This window comes from Anabaena sp. UHCC 0187 (assembly GCF_009712035.1).
Lineage (GTDB): Bacteria > Cyanobacteriota > Cyanobacteriia > Cyanobacteriales > Nostocaceae > Dolichospermum.
The window spans coordinates 260,865-285,889 of record NZ_VILB01000013.1; the positions used below are offsets into that span (position 1 = coordinate 260,865).

Annotated in this window: 26 protein-coding genes; 14 read left to right on the top strand and 12 right to left on the bottom strand. The window is 38.3% G+C overall.

What is annotated here, in order from left to right; all coding sequences use genetic code 11:
• Positions 1–239 precede the first annotated feature (239 nt).
• From FJR11_RS14105 to FJR11_RS14115, 3 genes are read left to right on the top strand one after another with little or no spacing between them, the layout of a single operon-like run.
• Positions 240–860 (top strand): hypothetical protein, encoded by a 621-nt coding sequence (locus FJR11_RS14105; protein WP_168504688.1) that lies wholly within the window; start codon positions 240–242, stop codon positions 858–860.
• A complete protein-coding gene (locus tag FJR11_RS14110) occupies positions 857–1,885 on the top strand; it encodes a DUF262 domain-containing protein (RefSeq protein ID WP_168504690.1) in 1,029 nt (342 codons plus the stop codon). Before FJR11_RS14105 ends, FJR11_RS14110 begins: the two co-directional genes overlap by 4 nt.
• Positions 1,886–1,928: 43 nt before the next feature.
• A complete protein-coding gene (locus FJR11_RS14115; RefSeq protein ID WP_168504692.1) occupies positions 1,929–2,132 on the top strand; it encodes a hypothetical protein in 204 nt (67 codons plus the stop codon).
• A gap of 193 nt (positions 2,133–2,325) precedes the next feature.
• On the opposite strand, the gene FJR11_RS14120 is transcribed toward FJR11_RS14115, so the two are convergent.
• From FJR11_RS14120 to speY, 3 genes are all read right to left on the bottom strand, one after another.
• Positions 2,326–3,093 carry a ChaB family protein gene (locus FJR11_RS14120; RefSeq protein ID WP_168504694.1) on the bottom strand — a complete coding sequence of 256 codons (768 nt, stop codon included), beginning with the start codon at positions 3,091–3,093 and terminating at the stop codon, positions 2,326–2,328.
• A 37-nt stretch (positions 3,094–3,130) separates the two neighbouring features.
• Positions 3,131–3,670 carry a Dps family protein gene (locus tag FJR11_RS14125; protein WP_168505563.1) on the bottom strand — a complete coding sequence of 180 codons (540 nt, stop codon included), beginning with the start codon at positions 3,668–3,670 and terminating at the stop codon, positions 3,131–3,133.
• 274 nt (positions 3,671–3,944) lie between these two features.
• Positions 3,945–5,093: a deoxyhypusine synthase gene (gene speY, locus FJR11_RS14130; protein ID WP_168504696.1), complete on the bottom strand. Its 1,149-nt coding sequence runs from the start codon at positions 5,091–5,093 to the stop codon at positions 3,945–3,947.
• 215 nt (positions 5,094–5,308) lie between these two features.
• On the opposite strand from speY, the gene cobO reads away from it, so the two are divergent.
• Positions 5,309–5,995: a cob(I)yrinic acid a,c-diamide adenosyltransferase gene (gene cobO, locus FJR11_RS14135; protein WP_168504698.1), complete on the top strand. Its 687-nt coding sequence runs from the start codon at positions 5,309–5,311 to the stop codon at positions 5,993–5,995.
• A gap of 14 nt (positions 5,996–6,009) precedes the next feature.
• Here the strand turns inward: cobO and FJR11_RS14140 are convergent, their stop codons facing one another.
• The 4 genes from FJR11_RS14140 to FJR11_RS14155 form a co-directional block, all read right to left on the bottom strand.
• Positions 6,010–6,669 carry a hypothetical protein gene (locus tag FJR11_RS14140; protein ID WP_168504700.1) on the bottom strand — a complete coding sequence of 220 codons (660 nt, stop codon included), beginning with the start codon at positions 6,667–6,669 and terminating at the stop codon, positions 6,010–6,012.
• A 495-nt stretch (positions 6,670–7,164) separates the two neighbouring features.
• Positions 7,165–8,148: an RNA polymerase sigma factor, RpoD/SigA family gene (locus FJR11_RS14145; RefSeq protein ID WP_168504702.1), complete on the bottom strand. Its 984-nt coding sequence runs from the start codon at positions 8,146–8,148 to the stop codon at positions 7,165–7,167.
• Between the two features lie 629 nt (positions 8,149–8,777).
• Positions 8,778–10,508 (bottom strand): ATP-binding protein, encoded by a 1,731-nt coding sequence (locus FJR11_RS14150; protein WP_168504705.1) that lies wholly within the window; start codon positions 10,506–10,508, stop codon positions 8,778–8,780.
• Between the two features lie 39 nt (positions 10,509–10,547).
• Entirely contained in the window at positions 10,548–11,342 is a 795-nt protein-coding gene (locus FJR11_RS14155) for a glutathione S-transferase family protein (RefSeq protein WP_168504707.1), read from the bottom strand.
• A gap of 410 nt (positions 11,343–11,752) precedes the next feature.
• Here FJR11_RS14155 and FJR11_RS14160 point away from each other — a divergent pair, with 410 nt between their 5' ends.
• Complete coding sequence (locus tag FJR11_RS14160; RefSeq protein WP_168504709.1) at positions 11,753–12,415, top strand: fasciclin domain-containing protein; 663 nt, start codon at positions 11,753–11,755, stop codon at positions 12,413–12,415.
• Between the two features lie 135 nt (positions 12,416–12,550).
• Here FJR11_RS14160 and FJR11_RS14165 read toward each other — a convergent pair whose 3' ends face one another.
• Positions 12,551–13,102 carry a ferritin-like domain-containing protein gene (locus FJR11_RS14165; RefSeq protein ID WP_168504711.1) on the bottom strand — a complete coding sequence of 184 codons (552 nt, stop codon included), beginning with the start codon at positions 13,100–13,102 and terminating at the stop codon, positions 12,551–12,553.
• 299 nt (positions 13,103–13,401) lie between these two features.
• On the opposite strand from FJR11_RS14165, the gene FJR11_RS14170 reads away from it, so the two are divergent.
• The gene (locus tag FJR11_RS14170) at positions 13,402–14,082 is read left to right on the top strand and encodes a HEAT repeat domain-containing protein (protein WP_168504713.1); all 681 of its coding nucleotides are present in this window, start codon (positions 13,402–13,404) and stop codon (positions 14,080–14,082) included.
• Positions 14,083–14,153: 71 nt separating this feature from the next.
• A complete protein-coding gene (locus tag FJR11_RS14175; RefSeq protein ID WP_168504715.1) occupies positions 14,154–14,729 on the top strand; it encodes a phycobiliprotein lyase in 576 nt (191 codons plus the stop codon).
• Positions 14,730–14,826: 97 nt separating this feature from the next.
• On the opposite strand, the gene FJR11_RS14180 is transcribed toward FJR11_RS14175, so the two are convergent.
• A complete protein-coding gene (locus tag FJR11_RS14180; protein WP_168504717.1) occupies positions 14,827–16,305 on the bottom strand; it encodes a site-2 protease family protein in 1,479 nt (492 codons plus the stop codon).
• A 165-nt stretch (positions 16,306–16,470) separates the two neighbouring features.
• Between FJR11_RS14180 and FJR11_RS14185 the strand changes: the two genes are divergently transcribed.
• The gene (locus FJR11_RS14185) at positions 16,471–17,223 is read left to right on the top strand and encodes an MBL fold metallo-hydrolase (protein ID WP_168504719.1); all 753 of its coding nucleotides are present in this window, start codon (positions 16,471–16,473) and stop codon (positions 17,221–17,223) included.
• A gap of 14 nt (positions 17,224–17,237) precedes the next feature.
• Here FJR11_RS14185 and ctpA read toward each other — a convergent pair whose 3' ends face one another.
• Both ctpA and FJR11_RS14195 read right to left on the bottom strand, forming a co-directional pair.
• Positions 17,238–18,488, bottom strand: a complete 1,251-nt coding sequence (gene ctpA, locus FJR11_RS14190) for a carboxyl-terminal processing protease CtpA (protein ID WP_168504721.1) — start codon at positions 18,486–18,488, stop codon at positions 17,238–17,240.
• Between the two features lie 99 nt (positions 18,489–18,587).
• Positions 18,588–18,731 (bottom strand): hypothetical protein, encoded by a 144-nt coding sequence (locus FJR11_RS14195; protein ID WP_168504723.1) that lies wholly within the window; start codon positions 18,729–18,731, stop codon positions 18,588–18,590.
• 150 nt (positions 18,732–18,881) lie between these two features.
• Between FJR11_RS14195 and petB the strand changes: the two genes are divergently transcribed.
• The 5 genes from petB to FJR11_RS14220 all read left to right on the top strand — a co-directional run bounded on the left by petB (position 18,882) and on the right by FJR11_RS14220 (position 22,881).
• The gene (petB, locus tag FJR11_RS14200; protein WP_027404375.1) at positions 18,882–19,529 is read left to right on the top strand and encodes a cytochrome b6; all 648 of its coding nucleotides are present in this window, start codon (positions 18,882–18,884) and stop codon (positions 19,527–19,529) included.
• A 199-nt stretch (positions 19,530–19,728) separates the two neighbouring features.
• Entirely contained in the window at positions 19,729–20,211 is a 483-nt protein-coding gene (gene petD / locus FJR11_RS14205) for a cytochrome b6-f complex subunit IV (protein WP_168504725.1), read from the top strand.
• 230 nt (positions 20,212–20,441) lie between these two features.
• Positions 20,442–20,885: an anti-sigma regulatory factor gene (locus tag FJR11_RS14210; protein ID WP_168504727.1), complete on the top strand. Its 444-nt coding sequence runs from the start codon at positions 20,442–20,444 to the stop codon at positions 20,883–20,885.
• A gap of 417 nt (positions 20,886–21,302) precedes the next feature.
• Complete coding sequence (locus tag FJR11_RS14215) at positions 21,303–22,472, top strand: glycosyltransferase (protein ID WP_371417536.1); 1,170 nt, start codon at positions 21,303–21,305, stop codon at positions 22,470–22,472.
• Positions 22,473–22,509: 37 nt separating this feature from the next.
• Positions 22,510–22,881: a hypothetical protein gene (locus tag FJR11_RS14220; RefSeq protein ID WP_168504729.1), complete on the top strand. Its 372-nt coding sequence runs from the start codon at positions 22,510–22,512 to the stop codon at positions 22,879–22,881.
• 25 nt (positions 22,882–22,906) lie between these two features.
• On the opposite strand, the gene rimI is transcribed toward FJR11_RS14220, so the two are convergent.
• The gene (gene rimI, locus FJR11_RS14225; protein ID WP_168504731.1) at positions 22,907–23,428 is read right to left on the bottom strand and encodes a ribosomal protein S18-alanine N-acetyltransferase; all 522 of its coding nucleotides are present in this window, start codon (positions 23,426–23,428) and stop codon (positions 22,907–22,909) included.
• A gap of 140 nt (positions 23,429–23,568) precedes the next feature.
• On the opposite strand from rimI, the gene lysA reads away from it, so the two are divergent.
• Positions 23,569–24,981 carry a diaminopimelate decarboxylase gene (lysA, locus tag FJR11_RS14230; protein ID WP_168504733.1) on the top strand — a complete coding sequence of 471 codons (1,413 nt, stop codon included), beginning with the start codon at positions 23,569–23,571 and terminating at the stop codon, positions 24,979–24,981.
• Positions 24,982–25,025: the final 44 nt, after the last annotated feature.

Sequence of the window (25,025 nt, forward strand, 5' to 3'; positions counted from 1 at the left end):
TTTTCCTGTAGAAACAATGTTAAACCCCGTCTAGGTTGAAACCTATAGTTTTTTCTATGGCAAAACTCAAGTTTTCAAGATGGATGCGGTATATTTACTTTATTTTACAAAAATTTACATTTCCATTTGTATAAAATTTACAAAAATAGTATAAAATCATATACTAAATGCAAAATATATTGCTTGTTTCAAATTTCTCAATAAAAAATATTTTATATTTTGGATAAAACTGAATTTGCATGAATCAAATTACATTACTTAATCAACAAGAAATTGAACAAAAAATTTATAAATTCCAGTCAGCTTTAAACGATGAAACCTTGACCGATGAAGTTATAGTACAAAAATATATAATACATGGTACTCCTTACGTATTTAAAAATAATGAAGATGGATATTTTGACTTAAAATCAAATATTGCTAATTTCTTTGATGAAAAACCAGAAAATATTCACATGGTTGGATCAGGTAAATTAGGATTTAGTATCTCTCCAAATATAAAACAGAATAAATTATGGAGGCCGTTTTCAGAAGAATCAGATATAGATATTGTGATTGTATCCGAAAAGGGGTTTGTAAAATTTTGGGAAGAATTATATAATTTTAACATTTCTCTAACTAGCAGAAATAACAAAGAAGAAGAGAAATATCAAAATTTCTTAAAATACTTTTTTAAAGGTTGGCTTAGACCGGATCTATTTCCATTTAGATATTATAATAAAGATAGATGGCATGATTTTTTTAGAGCTATTTCATATAAATATACTGATCATAAAATAAGTGCTGCTGTCTATTATAATTATAACTTTTTTGAAAAATATCATATCCAAAACATAAAAAACTTAAGGAGTGTTAAATGAGTAAAAATGGCATAGCTACAAATAAAAAAATTATAGAACTATTTAATGACATGAAAAATGGAATTTTAATATTAGCTCCATCTTTTCAAAGAAATTTAGTATGGAATGATTCTCACAAAGAAAAATTTATAGACACGATTTTAGTTAAATTACCTTTTCCTGAAATTTATTTAGCTGATGGTGATATTGATCTTGAAACCCAGACATCCAAAACACTTGTAGTAGATGGACAACAGAGACTCAGTACTATTTATGAATATATAACTGCATCACCTAAGTTTAAAATAAAAAAAATACCTAAGTTTTTAGACTTAAGTTCATCAGAAAAAACAAGTTTCTTTGATTATATAGTTGTTGTAAGAGCTTTAGGAAGAATACCTGAAGATGAAATTCGTGAGATATTCAAGAGAATAAACTCTGTACAATACGCCTTAAATGCTATAGAAATAAATAATTCTTTATACGAAGGTGAATTTATTACAACTGCTAAAACCATAGCAGAAAATAATCTTCTTTTTGAGAAATTAGAAACCTTTAGCACTGGTGAATTCTCACGAATGAAAGATTTAGAATACATTTTAATTATTATGTCAACTGTAGAAGAAGGAGGTTATTTTGCCAGTGATAAAGAAGTTAAAGAATATGTAACTAAATATGATAATGACTATCCTAATAATAAAATAATGATTCAAAATTTTAATGAAGTTTGTGAGTTAATAATTAATTGTAATGTACCTTCAGATAGCTTATGGATTAGAAAATCTAGTTTGTTCAGTTTAATAGTTGAATTAATAAAATTTAAAATTAAATATGAAATTTTACCAAATAAAGAAATTCTAAAAACTAAACTAAATTATTATAGTGAGCTAATTTTTGATAGTAGAAAGGAAGAAAATAATGCTAATGATTATGCACAGTATTATTACTATACACATCAAAGTACTGCTAGTAGAAAAGCTCGTATTATTCGTGGAAAAGTTATAAATAATTTTTTAGAAGAAATTTTAAAAGAACAGAGCAGTTGATATAGAGGGTGCGTCAAACTATAGCCGTCAGGAGTTAGAAGCAATGTTTGGATTAACAGAATGGCAGCAAACTCGATTTTATCAAGAAGTAAAAGAAGAGACGGAGTTAAAAACGGAGTTAGAAACTAAGTTAAAAACGATTCCTAGACTGTTAAGTGAGGGACTAACTGTAGAACAAATTGCTCGTATATTTGAGTTAGATATCGAAGTGGTAAAACAAGCAATTAAAAAGCAAAGTAGTAAATAGACATCTGATGAATAAATGTAGGGGCAATTAACCTGTTTCTGGATCTAAATAGCGGGCAAGACTTGTACTGAGCTTGTCGATAGCGCAGCGTGGCGTTAGCCATAGTATGCCCGCACCACAAGAGTATTTCTCCAGATTAATAACTGGGTAAATACTTTTTTGCTAGATTGTGCAATTTGTTGTTTGCATATTCCTAGCGCAAAACTTTAACTTTTGACCAAACTCCATTTTCATCTTCATCAAATTGTTTGTGAACTTCATCCCAAGCCATTTGTTCAGATGTAAGTTCGTCCATATTTTCATTCAGTGCAATATTATAACGTTGCATGAATACCCGCTGGGCTTCTGGGGAAAGATGGGTGCGAACTTCAGGAGATAAATCATCTGCACTGTTGCAGATTCCCGGACAAGGATGAGGTAGTGTTTTTTCAATTGTGTTAATTTCTTCACCACCAGCACTTTCGAGAATTAATTGAAATTCGCCACTGCGATCGCTCGGTACTTCTACCATCACCAAAAATTCACCAGCTTCTAAGCGGGTTTGATAGAGTGTAGCTTTGTCTTCTGGCATTCCTAAAGCAGTGAAAACTGATACCAATCCTGCACCAGCACTACCAGCGAGCGCTCCACTTGCAGCCCCCAATAATATCGCCCCAATCGGACCTGCTGCCACAATTGGCCCCACAAAGGGAATAAACAATACACCTACACCTGTGAGCAAACTCAGGAACGAACCAAACAAAGAACCAAAAATTGCTCCTGTTCGCAAACCTCCGAGAATCACATCTCGCTTCGTAATAAAACCAGAAATTCGCGTTTCTGACTGGAAATTTCGCCCCATTACCGAAATATGATCCTTGGGGACATTTCTATCTAGTAACCGCCGAATTACAGTATCAATTTGTTTCTGTTCTTTAAATACAGCGGAGATGGTACGCTCTGCTTGATATGCTTCTGGCACTTCTTTACTCCTAATACTTGATGTTGACAATGATCAATTACACAGCCACCGGAACTTTAGTTGCTGCTGGTTGTTTTTTACCATCCGGTTCTACTGCTTCTCCTTCAATAAATGAACGCAACATCCACGCCATTTCTTCATGTTTTTCCATCAAATCAGTTAAAAAGTCAGCAGAACCTTGATCATGAAATTCTTCACTACACTGATCTATATGATTTCTTAAATTGCGAATAATCTGCTCATGATCTTCCACCAATTGAGTCACCATCTTGGTTGCTGTAGGAATTTTATCGCTATGTTCTTTGAGGGTTGCAATCTTGAGAAATCCTGCCATTGTGCCAGTTGGATAACAGCCCAGAGTCCGAATTCTTTCAGCTATTTTATCAATATTGATTGTCAGTTCTTGATAGTGTTCTTCCCAAAGTTTATGCAAGGTGCGAAACTGCGGACCGACAACATCCCAATGATACTTTTTCGTTTTTACTAGCAGTATATTGGCATCTGCTAAATCTTGGTTTAACAAATTCATCACACCGTGACGCTGCTGTTCTGTCAAACCAATGTTTATTTTATGTATGGTCATTATTATTAATTCCGATTAGCACGTAAACACCTTACATATTCTCAAAATACAGACATGATCCACATCAATCAAAGGTAAGATTAATGTTTAGTTACTTTTATATATTTAGAAATATGCTGATTATTTTCTTTTGTAATCAAGCCCAAGCTGAAAATAATCCATATCCCCAAAATCTTTGTAATTTAGGTAATAGACAGAGATATTTAATAAATAAATCTAGGGGCGATTCAGCTTGATTAGCCATCGCCCACAATATGATATTAAAACCCTAACCTTTCACAGGTGTACCGCAGGGATAAGTAGCTGCTTTTTCCTGACTACCCTCACTCACAGGCTTGTCCTTAGCCGCTAGATAATCTTTTTGCAAAGTATCTAATAAAGCTTCCCGTCCATCATACAACCGCTTCAGGGGACGAGGTGGACATTGATTGAGAGTGTATGCTGTTACCAAAGGCAAAGCGATTGTACTATCGGTATAACAAACAATAGCACTAGGTAACTCGTCGGGGTCAATTTTCCCCCAACTCACGGCTTCGGCTGGAGTTGCACCCGATAACCCACCGGTATCAGGACGGGCATCAGTAAACTGGACAAAGAAATCATGTCCTCGTTCTTCCAATCCTAGAACCTCGTGAAGCTGCGGTTGTGTTTGTAATAAAAAGTTCTTAGGACTACCACCACCAATAATTACCGCTGCACTTGTACCGTCGTTTTCTCTTGCCCCATAAACGATAGCTGCGGTTTCATTTACGTCAATAGAAGGATCTATTACCAGCTTTGAACCCTCTAAAGCCAAAGCCGCCACATTCATGCCAATGGAACTATCTCCAGGAGAAGAAGTATAAATAGGTACGCCACATTCATAGGCTGTCGCTAATAAACAGGAATTTTTGACACCCAATTGTTTTTCTATTTCCCAGACGCACTTACCCAGTAAATGATGAAATTCAGCAGTTCCCATACGCTTTTGGAAAGGCTCTGCTTGGAGAACTTTGCGAATAAAAGCGTCCGTTTCTAGCAGTACATCGTAACCAAAAATAATGTCATAAATTCTGATTGTCCCTTCTTCCCGCAATTTGACATCATCTAAAAAGGGACTACCCGCAAATAGTTCAAACCCCAAACCATAGTGCATATCATGGTAAAGATTCGCACCTGTGCAAATCATCCAATCAATAAAACCATTGCGAATTAGGGGCGCAAGGGCGGAAACCCCAAAACCTGCTGGTGTCATCGCCCCAGACAGGCTAACTCCGACGGTGACACCCTCTTGAAACACTTCCTTGGTTAGCAGTTGACAGGCTTCCCGCAACCGGGCTGAGTTGTAAGCGGTAAAATAGGTATCAATCAAGTCAACCACGCTAACATTGTTAGACATGGGAATAGGTGCAATTTTCTTACCTGGCTTTTGTGACATTTTTGGTTACTCTCAAATAGTAAATACCCTGAATATAATGTTATATAGATTTCAGCTAATTTTAGCAATATTTCTCAATCATTTTTTAACAACAAGATCCCCGACTTCTTGAAGAAGTTGGGGATCTGATAAAAAACTCACACATTTTTAAGATTGTTTAGTGTAATGTAAATAGATATATGGATAATACAATTATTTCTAGAAGAGATTAATTTATGAAAAGCGACACACCAGAAGAATTAAATCCAGATCAAGCAGATCAAGAAATTTCCCGGTTAATTGATGACGTAATATCATCATCCCAAACTGATGAAAAATACCGTCAAAAAATGCAGCGACGGAAAGAAGTCCAAGATCAAAGAATAGCTAAAGCCATACCCGAAAAAGGCTTAATTATTGTCAATACTGGTCATGGTAAGGGTAAAACTACGGCGGCTTTGGGAATGGTGTTGCGATCGCTCGGTCATGGACATAAAGTAGCCATAGTTCAATTTATTAAAGGTGCATGGGAACCAGCAGAAAAACGCGCTTTTAGCCATTGGGAAAACCAACTAGAATTTCACGCTATGGGTGAAGGCTTTACATGGGAAACTCAAGATCGGGATCGGGATTTGGATAAAGCTGCTGCGGCTTGGGAAAAATCCCTAGAATTTATCAAGAACCCAGATTTTAAATTAGTCCTCTTAGATGAAATTAATATTGCTCTGAAACTGGGTTATTTGCAAGTTGAAGAAGTGTTAGCAGGTTTAGCCCAAAAACCATCAGACAAGCACGTAGTTCTCACTGGCAGAGGCGCACCACCGGCATTAATTGAAAAGGCCGATTTAGTAACTGAAATGACTTTAGTTAAGCATCCTTTTAAGGATCAAGGTGTGAAAGCTCAAGCGGGAATTGAGTATTAAAAAAGAAGTATCGTTTACTTAATACTATTAGCTTCCTGTTTACACATATTCAACATTTCTTGATCATTAGCACTCAAAGAATTTAGTTGATGATAGTCTTGTAAACTTATTGAATGAGCATAAGTTGTTGATTGATCATCACTAATTTTAGGGATTGTACTTGTTGTAGAAACTTCTATCGCACCAACTTCACCAGGGGAACTTTTCACTGTCATTGCTAATTCTCCCGACTTGGCTAAAGTTCCTTGAAAACAACTAAATTCAGATTGAGGAACATACAAAGCACCAATAATTTTACTTTGCTGTTTTTGAAAGAGGATGTAACCTTGTCCTAATTGATTTGGTGTTGATGATTGTCCATAAAGATAAATACCATCTTGTTCGGGAAATTGGACTTTTTCTCTTCTCCCTAATTCCCTGGAATTTGTAGATAATGTTGTAATATTTTCTGTCAATTGATCAGCAGATACCTGATTAGAAGGATTAAGTTGTGATGGTTGAATACTGTGATGGGTAGGTACTACATAATTAACAGCAAAGGCTGTTGATGAGAATAGTTTTTGATGTTGTTCACTAGCATAACTAACACCTAAAAACCCAACAGAAATAATCAAGCTCAGAAGGGGAACTTGTAATTGGCTAGAAGTAATATATTTGGAAATATGATTAAGCACCTGATTTCTCCTGTAACAAACTTAACTTTTATTTTTTAGCTTCCTGAAATAATAACTAAAGATCAACTACTTAAGATTCCCTCAAAAGTTTTATCTATATATCTTGACTTTAAATAATCAAAAAATCGCTGTTTATGGAATTTTCGGGAATAATCTCACATTATCATTACTTTATAAATCCATGCTTCACTCAATCAATTCATCCATTTGGGGGATGTAAAATCAAGATTTAGGATTTTTTTACTTTGTCATTAGAATTATGTGTTTTTCAATAATGAATAATACGTTTAATTTCTTTATGAGCATTTGCGAACAAATTGTCAAAATCCTCCTAAATTTCCTTACCCTGTAAATAGATACAACGCCTAATCCACAGATTTCGCACAATAAAATCAAAAAAATCAAAAAAACCAAAAAAATCGCCCCCTGCGTTGAACTCAGGAGGCGCATCACCAAGAGGGATGTTTTAAAATACGCTGTTTCGCGTTTACATTCCTAGCTGGCAATGTATTCTTTAACATTAGCGCGGCGGCGACGTAAATGTGCAAGAGCTTGATGCTCTAATTGACGAACTCGTTCCCGACTGAGGTTCAAGCGTTCACCAACTTTGGCCAAGGACATTTCATTTCCATCTTCTAAACCAAAGCGTAAAGCCACAACTTGGCGCTGTTGGGGTGTGAGTTCTGCAAGCAAATTATTCAAGTCTTGACGCAAAAACTCCTGAGTAGTGTAATACTCTGGTGATGGCCCGTCATCTTCCAACATTTCTTGCAATTCAGTATCTTGGTTCTCACCGACGCGCACATCTAAAGAGACTGGTTGACGCGCCATATTCAGATATTCACGAATCTGAGCGGGTTCTAACTCTAGTTCTTTGGCGATTTCTGTAGGTGTTGGGGATCTTCCTAACTTTTGCGCTAACTCCCGTTGAACTTTTTTAATTTTGTTCAGTTTCTCGGTAATATGGATTGGTAGGCGAATTGTCCGCCCTTGTTGAGCGATCGCTCTGGTAATTGCTTGACGAATCCACCAGTAAGCGTAGGTGGAAAACTTGTAACCCCGCATAGGATCAAATTTCTCCACACCCCGTTCTAATCCCAAAGTTCCTTCCTGGATTAAATCCAGAAATTCCATGTTCCGCTTTTGATATTTTTTCGCAATAGCCACAACCAAGCGCAAATTCGCTTCAATCATTTTTTGCTTGGCTCGCTTACCTTGAACCATCAAATGATTTAGTTCTGTTTCCGATTGGTTAATATGAGCAGCCCATTCTGATAGACTAGGTTCATGATCAAGTTCCTTGCTTAAAGCTTCTTTAGCTTCTAGCAGCACCATCATTTGCTGTACTTGCTTACCGTAGACAATTTCTTGCTCGCGGCTTAACAAAGGTACACGACCAATTTCCCGCAGATAGGTTCGCACCATATCAGCCGTGAATTTGGCATTGATATTTTCTGTATGATTTTTAACGGTAGGCATTGTTGCTTTTATCCTCTACTTTTTAAACATAATCAATATTTTTTCAACAAAGGCAATTCCTAAGCTGACAATATACATCACTGGATACGGAAAGCTGTCATGAATAATTACATTGATCAAGCCTTTACCAAGGTGTTGCTACTCTAAAATAAAAATAGGTTTCCTTTGCCTTCCTTCATTTTGGAGTTTTAATACAAGCACATTCGGCTTTTTTCCAGAATTCTTGTTTTTCAGTTATCTAGTAGTCGGTTTAAAAACGAAATCAGTATGAGTTTACTTTTGTTTTATGTTACGACAAACAGAGTGAATAGTAAAGTTCCCAGATGATAAATGTTTCAGTAATTAAGCCACAAAGTTGATGACTGTTTTACTTTAACTTTCCAAAACTGTGCTGGTATATTCATAGTGACGCGAAAAACCCCTCTCAAGTTGCTTTCAAGTAGCGGGATAACCGAACTTGAGTTACTTGTCTAATGGAGGGATGTTACGAAATTGTCAGTTGTTATAGCAGGCAAAAGGCAAAAGGCAAGAAACTTCTTCCTTCTTCTTACTGAACTCCTATCCTGACTCCTGACTCCTGACTCCTGACTCCTGACTCCTGACTCCTGACTCCTGACTCCTGACTCCTGCTAAAAACCTAAGTCTGCTTTTGCTAGTTCAGCAGCAGTGAATACTTCCTCATCCGACTTTTCTTCCCAAGCTATATCGCCAATTTCGGTGTAAAAAGTGGAATCATAGGGACGGGTACGCACAACCACTGGCATAGGAACAGCATGACCTAAAATTAATGCTTGTTGCTTAGAGTCTAACTTAGCTAAGACTGAACGTAAACCACCGGCACCAGATACACCTGTAAAAATAGCATCAATATCTTTTTCATCATTGAGCAAGGCGGTGATGCGAGTTCCGATCTGAGACATGATTTCATTATCTATGCCTGATGGACGTTGATCAACTACCAAAAGTGTGACAAAATATTTTCGCAGTTCCCTAGCAATAGTTCCAAAAATTGTACTTTGGACAACTCCTGGGTCAAGGAAACGGTGCGCTTCCTCTATTGTAATCATTAATGGTGTCGGCCGATCTAAAGGATTTTTACTTTGAAGAAATTTATCGGCTTTTTTCACATAATGCTCATGTATCCGTCTAGTGATCATATTTGTCACCAACATATATGAAAGCATATTTGACTGCGAACCAAATTCAATAACTACGTTTTTCCCAGCTTCTAAAGATTGGACGATATTTTGAATATAATTTTGCGAAGATGATCCACATATATATTTTAAACTATTTAATCGGAACAGCTTCCGCTGTAATGCCATAATTGAGCCTTTATGTCCGCGTTTTTCTTCACAAAACATCTCAATTTCTTCATTACTCATACTCAGTAACTTAATAATCCAAGATTTACCCAATTCAGTAGATAGAATATTGGCATTATCTAAAGCCACTTCGGAAAGTCCTAAATCACGATTACATAAGTTAAGATCCTGAACGTCAATTTGCTCATAACTAAGATAGAGTTCTTTCGCATCACGGACACCTCTGCGCTTAGTTGAATCTGGATCAAGTGTGTAAACTTCGACTTGTCCAGGAAATAACTGTTTTAAGCCTTTAACAGTATTAACGTTTTTTCCTTCTGCCACTGCTTCCCAACCATATTCCGAGTGCATATCAAAAATCAAGTTGACAGCCGCATTTTTACGAATTACACCAGCTAAAATTAAGCGAGTCAGGAAAGATTTACCAGTACCAGATTTACCAAAAATACCGTTACTTCGTTCAACAAAGCGGTTTAAATCAATACAAATCGGCACATCCATATCTAAGGGTTTACCGATAGAAAAGTTTTTGCGTTGAGGATCATCTTCCCAACCAAACACTTTCCGAAAATCTTCTTCATTGGCTTCGTAAACTTGGCTAAAGTGACTAGGAATAGTTTTAACAGGTAATAATTCCATCGTCGTACTGGTTTGGGGTTGAAAGGATGCTAAACCAGTGGACGATGGTACAAAAGAATTAGGGGATTTACCATTGCTGGAAAAATCAGGTTCTTGAGATTCAGGGGTAAACATCAACATGGGTGCAAGATTGATCATCCCATAAGTACCGCTACCTGCTAATACCTCGCGCAAAAAACTATCTTCCCAACTAGGAGGACTAGCTGTAATGCGGTCATTTGCCATGCCCAAGGATACATCTGTTAGCATACAGAAAAAACGCGATCGCATTCCCTGTACCACGAGAAATTTACCCACCCGCATATCTTCTACAGAAACATCTGGGTGTAATCTGACTTCTAAACCCCCAGTCAGAGAACCTTGAATAACTGAACCTAATGGCAATCCCAAATTCATGTTAATTTTGTTAGTTGTCCGTTGTCAGTTGTCAATTAATTAGTCAATTTGAATAGTTGTGGGTGCATTTCCAACTGGAGGTGTGATTCCTGGTAATGGTTTTCTAAATTGCGTGTAGATGCGATCGCGCCAGGCGAAAAATGCTTCATACTCAGGATTATCGGCTATGGTAGATAAACCCTTGCCTCTAAGAGATACGGGTAAATCTAAATAAGCACCATCAGGAAACTTCAAAAGCATTGACAGACTGGCTACTGTTAAATCAGCTAAAGTTGGTTCATCACCAGTTAAATAAGGACTACCTACCAACAATTCGGTAATAATGTCTAAATCTTGTTTTAAGCTAGTAATTGCTGCATTTACAGCATCAGTCGTAAAGCCGACACCAAAACCCAGTGCAGACAGAAAATCACCAGGAACACCTTCCACAAAACTTCTGAGAATATCTGGAGTGGAAACCGGTAACAATGACTTACGAAAATTCTGATCTTGACTAATAGCTGCAAATAGTGCTTTTCTACCTTTAACACCTATGGACTCATCGGCCCAATCTTCTAACAATAAAGTCAAAGCCCGTTTTTTAGGTTCTGTGGGTATCAACGGCCGATCTGGATATTCGGAATCTAAATACTTAGCGATTTCTGTAGAATCAATAATATATCTATTTCCATCCTTTAAAACTGGTACTTGTTTCTGTCCAGTCAACCGAAATAATTCTAGCTGTCCAATTCCTGGTGCAACTTCGATTTTGCGATACTCTAGCCCTTTATAATCCAAGAGTAAACGGACTTTTTCGGAAAATTGAGATAGTTCCCACTGATATAGTTCTAGCATATTGTATATTCTGCAACTTGTGTAGTCGTTAATTTTATAATTGTATCTTTAATTCTTAGCATTTTTCCTGTGAATTTGTCATTTTCTGGGTTGAGTTATTGCCTATCAAGTTGAAAATTATTCAAATTTGTGTGAAAATTAAATTCGGATTGCTATGCTCGTCAATTGATTTAGCATTTTTCCAGATACTTGAGATTTTTCAAATAGGTTCATAGCATAAAATAGCATAAAGTTGTTTAACTTGTTGGATATTATAAATATTCCTACTCCTGATTACCGATTTCTAAATTATTTAATAACTTTACCTAAATTTTTGCAAAAATTCTTGTTCCTCAGTCAAGAACCTTTTTAGTTGGCAAAATGTCATAAATCTTGGTATAACTTGTATGCAATCAATACAAACAAAATTTATGAACGCTAATTACAGCAAATTGTTGACCAAAATCACTGCAATCATGGGATTAATGAGTATCGGTCTTTTGACTACTATCCCATCTCCAGCGCAAACCCAACAGAGACGCAATACAACTACCAGACCAAGTATTTTCAACGAACCACCTTATAATCGCGGTAGGAAACCTAGTGAAACCGCACCAGTCAGCGAACCCAGCCAGCCAGAAACAGAAGTTCCCACTGCACCAGTCAGCAAACCTATGCAGTCAACATTAGTGGATTTGGCTAAAAATAATAAATCTTTTACAACTCTCGCTAAAGCTTTAGAAGCAGCAGGACTTACAGAAACCTTACAAGGAGCAGGTCCCTTTACTATTTTCGCGCCCACAGATGCAGCATTTGCAAAACTACCAGCAGACGCATTAAAGGATTTATTGAAGCCAGAAAATAAGGAAGTATTGGTGAAAATTTTAACCTATCATGTAGTCCCTGGTAAGGTATTTTCCACTGACTTAAAATCTGGGGAAGTAAAAAGCGTAGAAGGGGGTGCTATTATTGTTAAAGTTGATCCGGCTAAAGGTGTAACTGTCAATGATGCTAAGGTAACTCAGGCAGATATCGAAGGTAGTAACGGTGTTATTCATGCCATTGATAACGTGATTTTGCCTCCTGATTTATAGATTTTTGAGATTTGAGTGATAAAAATTCGCAAATTAAAATCCCCGAATTATGGAAAAAACCGGGGATTTTATTAGATAAAAACCCAATTCAAATATGATATTTAAACTGGGTTTTTACTATCGATACCAATCAGACTAACGAGCTTTAGCCGTAGTTTTTCCTTCAGTTTGCTTTGCCTCTTGAACTAACTGCATCATCAACTGCTCAAGCTTTTGTGCTACCTGTTCCTCTTGGTGTAAGTTTTGCTCTAACATCTGGACAACTTGGTTTTGTCCCATCTGTTCCGCCACCTTAATTAAACTACGATAACAAGCAATTTCCAGTTGTTCAATTTTACAATGCCATTCTGCTAGTCCTAAGTCTAGAATTTTGGGATTATCAGCAGATAGAAGTGCAAATTTTTGACATTCACTAATTAAACCAGCCGCAAGATCACAAGTAATCCGTTGTGGTTTCTCTCCTAAAGTGCTTAATACCTGTGTGAGGTTTTCAATGTGTTGTTCAGTTTCTTGAAGATGTGGCTCAATCAATGCCTTCAATTTACTATTTTGACAACATTGCCACATCATTTGCTGGGCTTCTAAAAAGCGATTCTCAGCATCGTACATCGTGTTAATTTCATAGATAAACTTCTGTTGTAAGCTGGTGATTTTTTTTGTGCCTGGACGCTCGCTAACTAAAACCATGATGATTCTCCTAATGGTATTTCGCTGTCTTTAACAGTCGTTCCATTAACCCTACGTCTAGTCCGATCTATTCTCTTCTTACTAAGGACACAGTGGAGGTATGAAATCTGATTACTATTTAAGTCACAAAAATCATCAAAAGTCTGAACTATGATTTGTTTGATTAATTTGATTTAAATGATTAATGGGTTTGTTAGAGCCAAAATTATCATAAAAATCATCAAAATCACAAGAATCACAGTTTAGACTGCCCTAATTAAGTTAAAGTAAAGATAAGTTAAGAAAATGCTGTCAAATAAATGGCTGCTCCAAGTTTAGAAGTAATTTCGGCTCAATTAGAAAGTCCAAATTTGCGCGATCGCATGATAGCTCTTGCTAGTTTGCGTCAAATAGCCGCTGAGGACGCAGTACCTTTAATTATAAAGGTTTTAAATGATCAATCCCTGCAACTGCGATCAATGGCCATATTTGCCCTAGGAATCAAAAAAACCCCAGAGTGTTATTCTATTCTGGTGAAAATTTTAGAAACAGATCCAGATTATGGTATCCGTGCTGATGCGGCTGGGGCGTTGGGATATCTTGAGGATAATAGGGCCGTAGAAGTGTTGTCACGGGCATTTTATGAGGATACAGACTGGTTAGTCAGGTTTAGTGCTGCCGTGTCTTTAGGTAATATTAAAGACCCTCGCGCCCGTGATATTCTCATCCAGGCACTAAATAGTGAAGAAATAGTTATTCAACAAGCGGCTATTTCGGCTTTGGGAGAAATCCGGGATCTAGATTCTGTCACCCATATTCTGCGTTTTGCTCAATCAGAGGATTGGTTAGTGCGGCAACGTCTAGCTGAGGCTTTAGGCAATTTACCAACTCCGAAAAGTATCTCAGCCTTAAAATATCTAGAAAAAGATAGTCATGACAACGTTGCTGAAGCAGCCAGGATTTCTCTACAAAGAATTGAGGAAAGCAACAACCTCAGTTGAAATTAAAGTCGCTTCCTAGTTTTTAATAATAAAAGAGATCGTTAAAATTGTGATGCAGGACAACTTTATTCATGAACATTGAAGAATTTTTTGAATTAAGTGCTGGCAAGTGGTTTTCCCATCGCACCAGTCACCATTTAGCGTTTAAGCAGTCAGAAGACGGCAAATCAGACATCGTGATTGAGATGTTAGCCGCTGATCATCCAGAAGTAATTAAACTGTGTGAACAGTATGAAATTGCGCCGAATACAGCTTCCTGTGGGGCGCGAGTTACCTGGAATGGCACAATGGAATGGGATGAAGAAAAACATGAGGGTTCTACTGTTTTAGCCACAGTCCCCAATGCAGATAACCCAGATGAAGGTAAATTACTCCGAGAGATGGGTTATGCCGAAAAAGCCCCCGTTGCTGGCAGCTATAAAATCGGTGATGATGGGGCTTTAACTCTGATTACTGAGTATGAAACCATGTGGTCTGAAGAAAGACTATGGTTTGCTAGTCCTAATTTGCGGATGCGGGTAAGTGTTCTGAAGCGATTTGGTGGCTTTAGTATGGCTTCCTTCACTTCCGAAATCCGTATGGGTAGCACCGATGCCTCTAAAAAGGCTACGGAAGCCGCTAATTCAGTTAATACACCCGCAGTCTAAAACATTCAACTACAATACTGAGGCTGGTAATTGGTAATTGGTCAAAATTCTTGCCTCTTGCCTCTTGCCTCTTGCCTCTTGCCTCTTGATCACACTTTTAAAGCTGCAAAAAATTAGCTAAAGCTTGGGGTAATGGTAAAACAATTAACAATAACAAAGCCATAGACATTAATCCCATAAAATCCCGTTTATTATCTAATTCCGTGACATCGTTTAAAGCAGGTTCATCAATTAAGGGAACGAATAATAAAATAATTGCCCACAATAAAAATTCTTCTCTGATAAACGAAAGCATTAGTAATAATAATCTGGCAATTTGACCAATAATAACAGCAGTCCGTTGTCCAAACATAGCATGAACAATGTGACCACCATCTAGTTGTCCCACGGGCATCAAATTCAAAGCTGTGACAATTAATCCTAAGAAACCTGCAACTGCAATTGGATGTAAATCAATGGCAGATTTTGCAGTTAATTCAGTTCCTAAAGCTAATTTTGAGAGTAAAGCTAATAAAATCGAATATTTAGGATTAAGTGCATTGGGGTTTAACATTCCGGCTTTTTCCGGTAAAGCTACTATTTCCGAATGAGCTAAACCCCAGAGTAATAAAGGTATAGTTGCAATAAACCCCGCTAGAGGTCCAGCAATACTCACATCAAATAAAGCTTTGCGGTGAGGTATGGGACTCTGCATTTTAATAAAAGCACCAAATGTTCCTAAGAAAAAAGGTACAGGAATAAAATAAGGTAATGTGGAGCGAATTTTATAGAATCTTGCTGTTAAATAATGACCTAGTTCATGAGTTCCTAAAATAGTCATTAACCCTAAAGCATAAGGTAAACCCTGAAAAAATAATGTGAAATCTGATTCTAGTTGGGTGACTTGAAAACCGGCAATTCTCAATCCTACAAAGGTAGTGCTGAATAAAGTTGCTACTAATAATAGCAATGCTAAAACTGGTTGAGTAATTTTTTCGGAATCTCGGTGGTTATTTTGTTTAACTGCTTGAGGATTGGGAACTAAAACAAAGAAAGGTTTCCCATTCATTCCTTCTTGAAATATGACTAAAAAGCGATCACCAAATTGTCCTTCAATATTAGTTTTAATCTGCTCGTAAGCATTACTAGCCATAGTTCGCAACTGTCCCCGACAAATTACTGCTTGGGGACGATACTCAATATTTTGGACATAATATACAGACCAGGGAAAACAATTTCGTAGTTGAGTTTCTTCTGCTAAGTCAATGGGACGAACTGGCGCTATTTCTGCGGGAGAATTGTTATTTGATTGTTCTTGATTTTCTGGAGATTGATTTTGTGGATCTGCGGGTAATTGCCGCCCCCAATGAAATAATAGCCAATATAACAATAAACAACCCGCTGATACCCAAAGAATTAGTGCTGATGGGGGAGCTTGTTTGATACCATATATCAGCGTCCAACCAGTCAATATAAATGCCGGTGTCATTAAAACCAACCACAACAACCACACAGGGGTTCTTGTAGCCCGTGCAACACTGTATTGCATCATTAAATAAGTCAATGACCCCAGAAGGAGGAGAAACCAAAATGCCATATTATCTTCACTATGTTTGATAGAATGCCTTACCTATAATTTCTGTTACAGATTTTGATGACAAATAAGACTGCACGCCTTAATTTTTCAATCACAGTTCACAGTTATGGTAAATACACTGTAACCTGATTGTTCACCACTCCTGCTGTTTTAGTTTTTTCATTTATGTCTTCTTTTCCTCAACAGTCGATTCATAAGACTAAACAACCACGTTCTATATTTGTGGAAGCAACATCAACAGAGAAAAATCCTCTGACTTTGACACCCAAGAGCATTTTTGCCTTTCCACCAAATCGGGACACCTTAGGAGGAACATCTTACTTCATTGTCACAAATGAAGGGAATATTCTCATAGATTGCCCAGCTTTAGAACAGATAAACCAGGATTTTTTGTCTTTGCATGGGGGAGTCAGGTGGTTTTTTATCAGTCATCGTGGTGCTATTGGTAAAGCAGCAGAATATCAACAAATCTTAAATTGCGAAATTCTGATTCAAGAACAAGAAGCTTATTTATTGCCTGGTTCAACTGTCACCACTTTTACTAATGAGTTCACTCTCAATGCCACAACACAAATAATTTGGACACCAGGCCATTCTCCAGGCTCTTCTTGTTTATACTATCGTGAATTTGACGGCGTGTTATTTTCTGGACGGCATTTAGTTCCTAACCAGCATGGCGAACCTGTGCCACTACGCACTTCTAAAACTTTTCATTGGCCACGACAACTTAAAAGCACTCAGTCTTTGAGCGATCGCTTTACAGCACAAACTTTAACTTATTTATGCCCCGGTGCTAATACAGGCTACCTCAGAGGTAAACCTTGTATAGATCAAGCTTACCAAAAAATCACAAACTTGAATTTAGCAACTTTACGGGAACAGGGAACAGAGAAAGAAATTCTTCCCACTAACAACTGACAACTGACCACTGACTAATGATCCATTACCAAGCTTTTACTCAAAAGTTCTATAGCCGCTTGATATTGAGCATCTGCCTTTGTGCCGATTTGCTCCCGGTTAAGTGATGCTTGGGGAATAATTTGATCAGGCTTAATTCCCAATTTGTTAATGTCTCGATGGTTAGGAGTTTCATATTTAGCAATTGTTACCGCCAAACCAGAACCGTCCGATAATTCAAACAAAGATTGAATTAAGCCCTTACCAAAGGTAGTTTCCCCAATTAACTGGGCGCGATGATTATCTTGTAAAGCCCCTGCGAGAATTTCGCTGGCACTGGCAGTTCCTTGATTAACTAAAATTACTAAAGGATCTTTTGTTATTGCCGGACCGAAGGCTTCATAAGTTCCCTGAATGCCTTGACGGTTGGCAGTGTAAACGATTGTGCCAGAGTCCAACCACAAACGGGCAGTTTCAATTCCCGCTTGTAAGAGTCCACCGGGATTATTTCTTAAATCAAGAATATAGGCATCTGCGCCTTTTTTTTCTAAAATAGAAATAGCGTGTGCCAACTCAGTAACGGCATTGGCACTAAATTGACTCAGACGGAGATAGCCAATCTTGCTTCCTTGGGGGGATAATCGCAAGTCAGATATAACAGGATTAAGAGCAATGCGATCGCGCACCAAGATAACTTCCTGGGTTTTTTCTCCTTCTCGGCCAATTAAAAGAGTGACAACACTGCCCCTTGGTCCACGCATCTGCGCCGCAGCCTCATCAAGAGTCAAATTCTCTGTGGATAAGCCTTCAATTTTCAAAATGCGATCGCGTGGTTTTAAACCCGCTTTCTCGGCTGGTGAATCTTCAATAGGTGTAATTACTTCCAAAATGCCAGTTTGGGCATTGAGAGCAATTTGTAAACCCACACCCGTAAGTTCTCCAGAAGTGCTAACTTGTAAACTGCGATATTTCTCAGGTTCAAGAAACCGGGTAAAAGGATCATCCAGGCTCTTGAGCATCTCCTGGATTGTGGCATAGGCCGCTTCATGGTTGGCAAAATGACTTTTCAGTGCCTTTTGTCGTACATCAACCCAGCTTTGATGGTTGAAAGTGCCATCCAGATAAGAGCGATTAACAATTCGCCACACTTCATAAACTAGCTTCTGTTCTGGGGTTAAAGCTGAAGCGGGAGGAACATATCCTCCAAACACCAGGGAAAAAAGCAATAGTAGTAAACATCCTAGCCGCCAAAACCGTTTGTGAATGAACCCTAATTTCAGTGCCATCTCAGACTCAAATTCCCTAAAACTTTCTTTAATGCTCAGTTGCTGATGAAATCTATCTCTCGACTATGTTACTTTTTTTATAGAAGAAGTGCATTCTTCTCATAAAGTTGCTAGTCCAACTTGATGAGATTTCCATTCTTCCTGATCAACGATAAAATCTTCTTTGGGGTCAACATTGTTAGCGTTGGCTGGCAAAGACGAGAGACAGGAAGATTTCTCAAAAATAGGGTGAGTTACACCCAAATTGACGCTCGTGGACAAATAGAAGCCCATTCTCTTGGATGAAGCGAGAAGCGAACCCTCTAACTGAGGTTAGTTGAATAGTCAGCCATGACTAAGATTCGCATAACAAAACTTATCAACCGCAATCTATTTTTAGGACCTTAAGATTGTATGGCTAACGTTTATGACTGGTTTGAGGAACGCTTGGATCTCCAAGAGATTGCTGATGATATCACCACCAAATACGTTCCTCCCCACGTTAACATTTTCTACTGTTTAGGTGGCATTACCCTAGTCTGCTTCCTGATCCAGTTCGCTACTGGATTTGCGATGACATTCTACTACAAACCTACCGTCGCCGAAGCTTTCTCCTCCGTAGAGTACATCATGAATGAAGTCAACTTCGGTTGGTTAATTCGCTCCATTCACCGCTGGTCAGCCAGCATGATGGTATTGATGATGATTTTGCACACCTTCCGCGTTTACCTCACAGGTGGCTTCAAAAAGCCCCGTGAACTTACCTGGATCAGTGGTGTCATCCTCGCAGTTATCACCGTTTCCTTTGGTGTAACAGGCTACTCTTTACCCTGGGATCAAATTGGTTACTGGGCTGTAAAAATTGTGAGTGGTGTACCCGAAGCAATTCCCGTAGTCGGCGTGCTGATTTCCGATTTACTTCGTGGTGGTTCTAGTGTTGGTCAAGCTACACTCACCCGCTACTATAGCGCTCACACCTTCGTTCTGCCTTGGTTAATTGCTGTCTTCATGTTGTTCCACTTCTTGATGATTCGCAAACAAGGTATTTCTGGACCTTTGTAATTAAAGTTATTAGCAAACAGGCATAACTTGTGTTTCCAGATCATCGTAGTTTGTTTTAAACTGAGAGAAAATAACTTGTAAGTTTTAGACATAAACTACTATCTGAAACTTGAGCTAGTTGAAAGCAATAAGTTGCCTGTATAGCTGATAGCTTTCACCAATGCTTTAACCTCACTTCAGCCGGAGAGCGCATTTAAAAATGTCAACGCAAAAAAAACCGGATCTGAGCGATCCCAAATTGAGAGCTAAACTTGCCCAAGGCATGGGTCACAACTACTATGGTGAACCAGCTTGGCCTAACGATTTGCTCTACATCTTCCCAGTCGTAATTATGGGTTCTTTCGCCTGTATAGTGGCTCTAGCAGTTCTAGATCCCGCTTTAGTAGGTGAACCAGCTAATCCTTTTGCTACTCCTTTGGAAATTTTGCCAGAGTGGTACTTGTATCCTGTATTCCAAATTCTCCGCTCACTACCTAGTAAACTATTAGGTGTGTTAGCAATGGCTGCTGTACCTTTGGGACTAATTCTCGTTCCCTTCTTGGAAAACGTGAATAAATTCCAAAACCCCTTCCGTCGTCCCGTCGCAACAACAGTATTTCTTTTTGGTACTCTTGTTACCCTGTGGCTAGGTGTGGGTGCTGCACTCCCATTGGATAAATCCTTAACTTTAGGATTGTTCTAAGGTAGTTGAGTCAAAACTAAATCTGATAACGTCTGTGGTTTTCAAGAGCGTATACGGGATAATATCTGACAAACAACTAGCCGCAAGTCTTTTCTGGTCTACTTGTTAATGATATTTCAAAAGGGATATGCTTTTGAAAACCCACAGGCGTTAACTAATCTGGGATTGATGATTAAATCACCAAAAAACGCAAATACTGTTTCACTTACTTTCTATTCAAGTTACGGTCAATGCTTAGCATAGTGCAGCAAGACCATAGAATGGTAGGGAGCGATCTTAAGCTCCTGAACCAAGTACAACAATGGTTTGAAGAATTTTGTCAGCAATATTTACCTAAATATGGCTGGTCAGATAGCCAACTTTATCGTCTTAACCTAGCATTAGCAGAAGGTTTTACCAACGCAGTTCGTCATGCTCATCATTCCTTACCACCAGAAACAACTATAGAAATTCAAGTCAGTCTCTGGATTGATAGACTGGAAATAAGAATTTGGGATTATGGAAAACCATTTAATCCTGATGTCATCACTGAGCCAGAACCGGGTACTCTACAAGTAGGTGGGTATGGATGGTTTTTACTCCGACGCTTGGCAGATAAAGTTGTTTATGAACGTGATTCAGATACTAGAAATTGTCTGTTAATTGTCAAATATTGTTTAGAAGAACAACATTAGAGACTAGTACCGCAGGGCAGAATTAAAAATTAAAAAAGCAAATTCAGACAGGCTTTTTAGGAAATTTTTAATAGTTGATTAAATTACGCCACTCTGTACTATTTATGATACTTAAAAGTGGATGTATAGGAGGAGTTGGGATCAAACCCCTATTGTGGATGTAGTTTCATGATAAATTGATGCCCTAACCTCCTTATCTGTTGCTATATATGTTCAATAAATTGAGACAAAGGGATCAATTTAAAAGAACTTTTCTTCTTTATCAATAATAATATTTAAAATACTAAGTAGGTGGGCATGAGATAATCTAAATATGTAACAAAATGGAAAAATGCCCAAGACTTCTTCACTCTTATATGAGTGCCTCTTACCTTGCCATAAAGACAATTTTTAACACCAACCTACTTAATTACCAAAGTGGCAGATCAACTTACAGAGAGTAAAATAGTTAAAAATACAACTAATCATGTATTCCTGTTTTTAGAGATTTTCCTACAGGAAGGTGGAGTTCAATCCTATGTCAAGGATATTTTCGGGGCGTATTTACAGTTAGACGAAATTTATCAAGCAGATGTATTTATCTTGCGAGATAGTCCCGACTGTAAAAATCCTTTTGCATCAGAACGGTTAAAATTTCACTATTTCCAGAGTAATTCTCCTGCGGTGGGAAGAGTTAAATTAGCATTTTCTTTACTCTGGTTTTTATTACAAAAAAGACCTGAACACGTTTTCTGTGGTCATATTAAACTAGCAATTTTAACAAAAACTTTGTGCCAGTTATTAGGAATTCCCTATACTGTTCTCACCTATGGAAAAGAAGTCTGGAAACCACTCAACAGTCAAGAAAGACAGGCTTTAGCTTCATCCTCTAACATTTGGACAATTAGCCGTTACAGTCGAGATTGCGCTTGTGCTGCTAATGGTATAGACCCTAATCAGGTTGAGATGTTACCTTGTGCCATTGACGGGAATAAATTTACTCCTGGTCCTAAGTTACCAGAATTTATTGAAAAGTATAATTTAAGTAATACCAAAGTATTAATGACCGTGGCGCGGCTGTGGTCTGGGGATATTTACAAGGGTGTAGATGTCACAATTAGGGCATTACCACAAATTCTGCAAGTATTCCCAGATGTTAAATATTTAGTTATTGGTCGCGGTGATGACCAACCACGATTAGCCCAGTTAGCAAAGGATTTAGGTGTGAGTGATCACGTCATCTTTACTGGATTTGTCCCTACAGAAGCATTAATATTTCATTATCGTCTAGCTGATGCCTATATTATGCCCTCACAAGAAGGCTTTGGCATTGTCTACTTAGAAGCAATGGCTTGTGGGATACCTGTGTTATCAGGAGATGATGATGGTTCTGCTGACCCTTTACAGGATGGTAAACTGGGATGGAGAGTCCCACACCGTGATTCTGGGGCAGTAGCAGCAGCTTGTATAGAAATTTTGCAAGGTAATGACCAACGTTGCGATGGAAAATGGCTTAGAGAACAGGCTTTAGCCGCATTTGGGATAGATACGTTCCCTCAGCGGTTACAACAAATCCTGCTTTGCTCATCTGACCTAACCAAAAACTAAACTCGTTATCCTAGAGTCAGCAGCACAAATTTGAGATATGAGCTTTAAAAACTTACAATTCAATGTTGAAAAAATCCGTCCTTGGCTAACCCTGTTAGCAATTGCCTGGTTATTAGCATCATTGGGATTGGGCTGGTTAGTCAATTCCTTAGTTATTATTTTGGGGTTATTGTTATTCTTACCTGTGGTAGCCTTCTTTGGCTTTCGCTGGTGGTTAGCAAAGAACCTAATCACTGATCAATGTCCTGTCTGTGGATATGAATTAACAGGTATAAATAATAGTCAAGTACAGTGTACCAACTGTGGTGAGCGGCTATTAGTTAATAACCGCCAATTTCAACGCTTTACACCAGAAGGGACAATTGATGTCACCGCAGTTGAAGTTCAAGCCCAATCACTAGAAGATTAGTCAGTTGTCAGTTGCCATTTGGAATTTAGAAGGGTGAATTTATTAAACTTGCCGATTGATCCAGATTTTTGAGAAAATATGGTTGCTGTAGTTCAGAAAGCCAAAGAATCAAAGCGTCTTCATTGTTATCTTTGTAATAACCCCGTCGTTTTCCTGCTGTTTTGAAACCAAACTTTTGATACAAGGAGATAGCAACGTGGTTAGAATCTCGGACTTCGAGAGTAGCTCTCTCCAAGCCAATGTCGGCAGCAGTCCGTAATAGGGCATACAATAAAGCCTTTCCTAACCCTTGTCCATGATATTGGGGGTGAACAGCTAAAATTGTAATGTGTGCCTCTTCTAAAATTGACCAAAAGCACCCCATTCCTAAAAGTTCGGAGTCATTAAAGGGGGAAAATAAACCCAAAAAATGACTATTAGGACTTTCTAACTCCCGCAGGTAGCCTTCCATAGTCCACAAACCATCGAAACAGGCTTTATCCAGTTCTAACAGTTCCGTTAAATTGTCTGTGGTTAAAGATTGAATTTTTAAGTCTGATGAAATCACAATTTTTGAGGATTTGAGGATTGAGGAAGGTTAATTAGCAATTACCCATTACCCATTACCCATTACCAATGAGGGGGTAAACTGGGAATAAGGACATATACTCATGTCCTAATTTTTTACAAAGACAACTCTTATTAATTATGGTATCGACTCACCCCGTTGAAGTTCAACTTTCTGGCCGTCAATATTTACAGCCAACAAATAGTAACAGTGCTGATATTTCTCCTAACCAACAACTCTTACCCTTGACAGCTAGAGTTAATCGTCATGACCACCTAGAAATCGGTGGGTGTGATGTCACAACCCTAGTTGAACAGTTTGGTTCACCTTTATATATTTTAGATGAAGAAACCCTGCGAACAGCTTGTAAGCAATATCGAGATACCTTCAAGGAATTTTACCAAGGGGAATCTCAGGTACTTTATGCTTCTAAGGCTTGGAATTGTTTAGCAGTTTGTGCCATTGTGGCCTCAGAAGGGTTAGGAATTGATGTAGTATCTGGTGGCGAACTTTATACTGCGCTGAATGCGGGTATGAGTCCAAACAAAATCTACTTACATGGAAATAACAAATCTCATGATGAGTTAATTTTAGCAATTGAATCTGGTTGTACTATTGTTGCGGATAACTGGCACGAATTACATACCTTAGTCAAGATAGCAGCAGAACAAACCGAAAATGCTGCTGCTTTGCCCATTCGGATTATGCTCCGTTTAACCCCTGGGATAGAATGCCATACTCACGAATATATTCGCACTGGACACTTAGATAGTAAATTTGGGTTTGACCCTAATGATTTACAAGCAGTGTTTGCTTTTGTGAGTAAACAGCCTAGTTTAAACTGTGTGGGGTTACACGCTCATATTGGGTCACAAATTTTTGAACGTCAACCACATAGGGATTTAGCGGCTGTCATGGTGCAGTGGTTAAGGGATGCGGCTCAACATGGCTTGACGGTGACAGAATTAAATGTTGGTGGTGGTTTAGGAATTAAATATATAGAATCTGATGATCCCCCAAGCATTACTGAATGGTCAAAGGCGATTTGTGAGGTAGTGCAAGCAGCTTGTATATCAGAAAATCTGCCTTTACCAAAGTTACTCTGTGAACCAGGGCGATCGCTTATTGCGACATCTTGCGTTACTGCTTATACCGTTGGTGCTACCAAAGTTATTCCCGAAATTCGGACTTACGTGGCGATTGATGGCGGAATGTCGGATAATCCCCGCCCTATCACCTACCAATCAGTTTATCGGGCGGTAGTTGCCAATAAAATATCTACCCCTTGTACCGAAACAGTGACATTGGCGGGTAAACATTGCGAATCAGGAGATATTCTGATTAAAAATGCCCAACTGCCAAAAACTGCACCAAATGATATTCTCGTAGTTATGGGAACTGGTGCATACAATTACAGTATGGCATCTAATTACAATCGTCTTCCTCGACCGGCAGCGGTTGTTGTGGCAAATGGCGAAGCAAATTTAATTTTGCAGCGCGAAACTTATCAAGACTTGATTCGACAAGATTGCCTACCAGACAGACTTAAATAGTTCGTGGTCAGTGGTCAGTGGTCAGTGGTTGAAAAATCACAACT

Bases quoted from the DNA above. Each gene is read 5' to 3' on its own strand.
- FJR11_RS14105 (WP_168504688.1), top strand. From the start codon at position 240: ATGAATCAAATTACATTACTTAATCAACAAGAAATTGAACAAAAAATT.
- FJR11_RS14110 (WP_168504690.1), top strand. From the start codon at position 857: ATGAGTAAAAATGGCATAGCTACAAATAAAAAAATTATAGAACTATTT.
- FJR11_RS14115 (WP_168504692.1), top strand. From the start codon at position 1,929: ATGTTTGGATTAACAGAATGGCAGCAAACTCGATTTTATCAAGAAGTA.
- speY (WP_168504696.1), bottom strand. From the start codon at position 5,093: ATGTCACAAAAGCCAGGTAAGAAAATTGCACCTATTCCCATGTCTAAC.
- cobO (WP_168504698.1), top strand. From the start codon at position 5,309: ATGAAAAGCGACACACCAGAAGAATTAAATCCAGATCAAGCAGATCAA.
- FJR11_RS14145 (WP_168504702.1), bottom strand. From the start codon at position 8,148: ATGCCTACCGTTAAAAATCATACAGAAAATATCAATGCCAAATTCACG.
- FJR11_RS14150 (WP_168504705.1), bottom strand. From the start codon at position 10,508: ATGAATTTGGGATTGCCATTAGGTTCAGTTATTCAAGGTTCTCTGACT.
- FJR11_RS14155 (WP_168504707.1), bottom strand. From the start codon at position 11,342: ATGCTAGAACTATATCAGTGGGAACTATCTCAATTTTCCGAAAAAGTC.
- FJR11_RS14160 (WP_168504709.1), top strand. From the start codon at position 11,753: ATGAACGCTAATTACAGCAAATTGTTGACCAAAATCACTGCAATCATG.
- FJR11_RS14165 (WP_168504711.1), bottom strand. From the start codon at position 13,102: ATGGTTTTAGTTAGCGAGCGTCCAGGCACAAAAAAAATCACCAGCTTA.
- FJR11_RS14170 (WP_168504713.1), top strand. From the start codon at position 13,402: ATGGCTGCTCCAAGTTTAGAAGTAATTTCGGCTCAATTAGAAAGTCCA.
- FJR11_RS14175 (WP_168504715.1), top strand. From the start codon at position 14,154: ATGAACATTGAAGAATTTTTTGAATTAAGTGCTGGCAAGTGGTTTTCC.
- FJR11_RS14180 (WP_168504717.1), bottom strand. From the start codon at position 16,305: ATGGCATTTTGGTTTCTCCTCCTTCTGGGGTCATTGACTTATTTAATG.
- FJR11_RS14185 (WP_168504719.1), top strand. From the start codon at position 16,471: ATGTCTTCTTTTCCTCAACAGTCGATTCATAAGACTAAACAACCACGT.
- ctpA (WP_168504721.1), bottom strand. From the start codon at position 18,488: ATGGCACTGAAATTAGGGTTCATTCACAAACGGTTTTGGCGGCTAGGA.
- petB (WP_027404375.1), top strand. From the start codon at position 18,882: ATGGCTAACGTTTATGACTGGTTTGAGGAACGCTTGGATCTCCAAGAG.
- petD (WP_168504725.1), top strand. From the start codon at position 19,729: ATGTCAACGCAAAAAAAACCGGATCTGAGCGATCCCAAATTGAGAGCT.
- FJR11_RS14210 (WP_168504727.1), top strand. From the start codon at position 20,442: ATGCTTAGCATAGTGCAGCAAGACCATAGAATGGTAGGGAGCGATCTT.
- FJR11_RS14220 (WP_168504729.1), top strand. From the start codon at position 22,510: ATGAGCTTTAAAAACTTACAATTCAATGTTGAAAAAATCCGTCCTTGG.
- lysA (WP_168504733.1), top strand. From the start codon at position 23,569: ATGGTATCGACTCACCCCGTTGAAGTTCAACTTTCTGGCCGTCAATAT.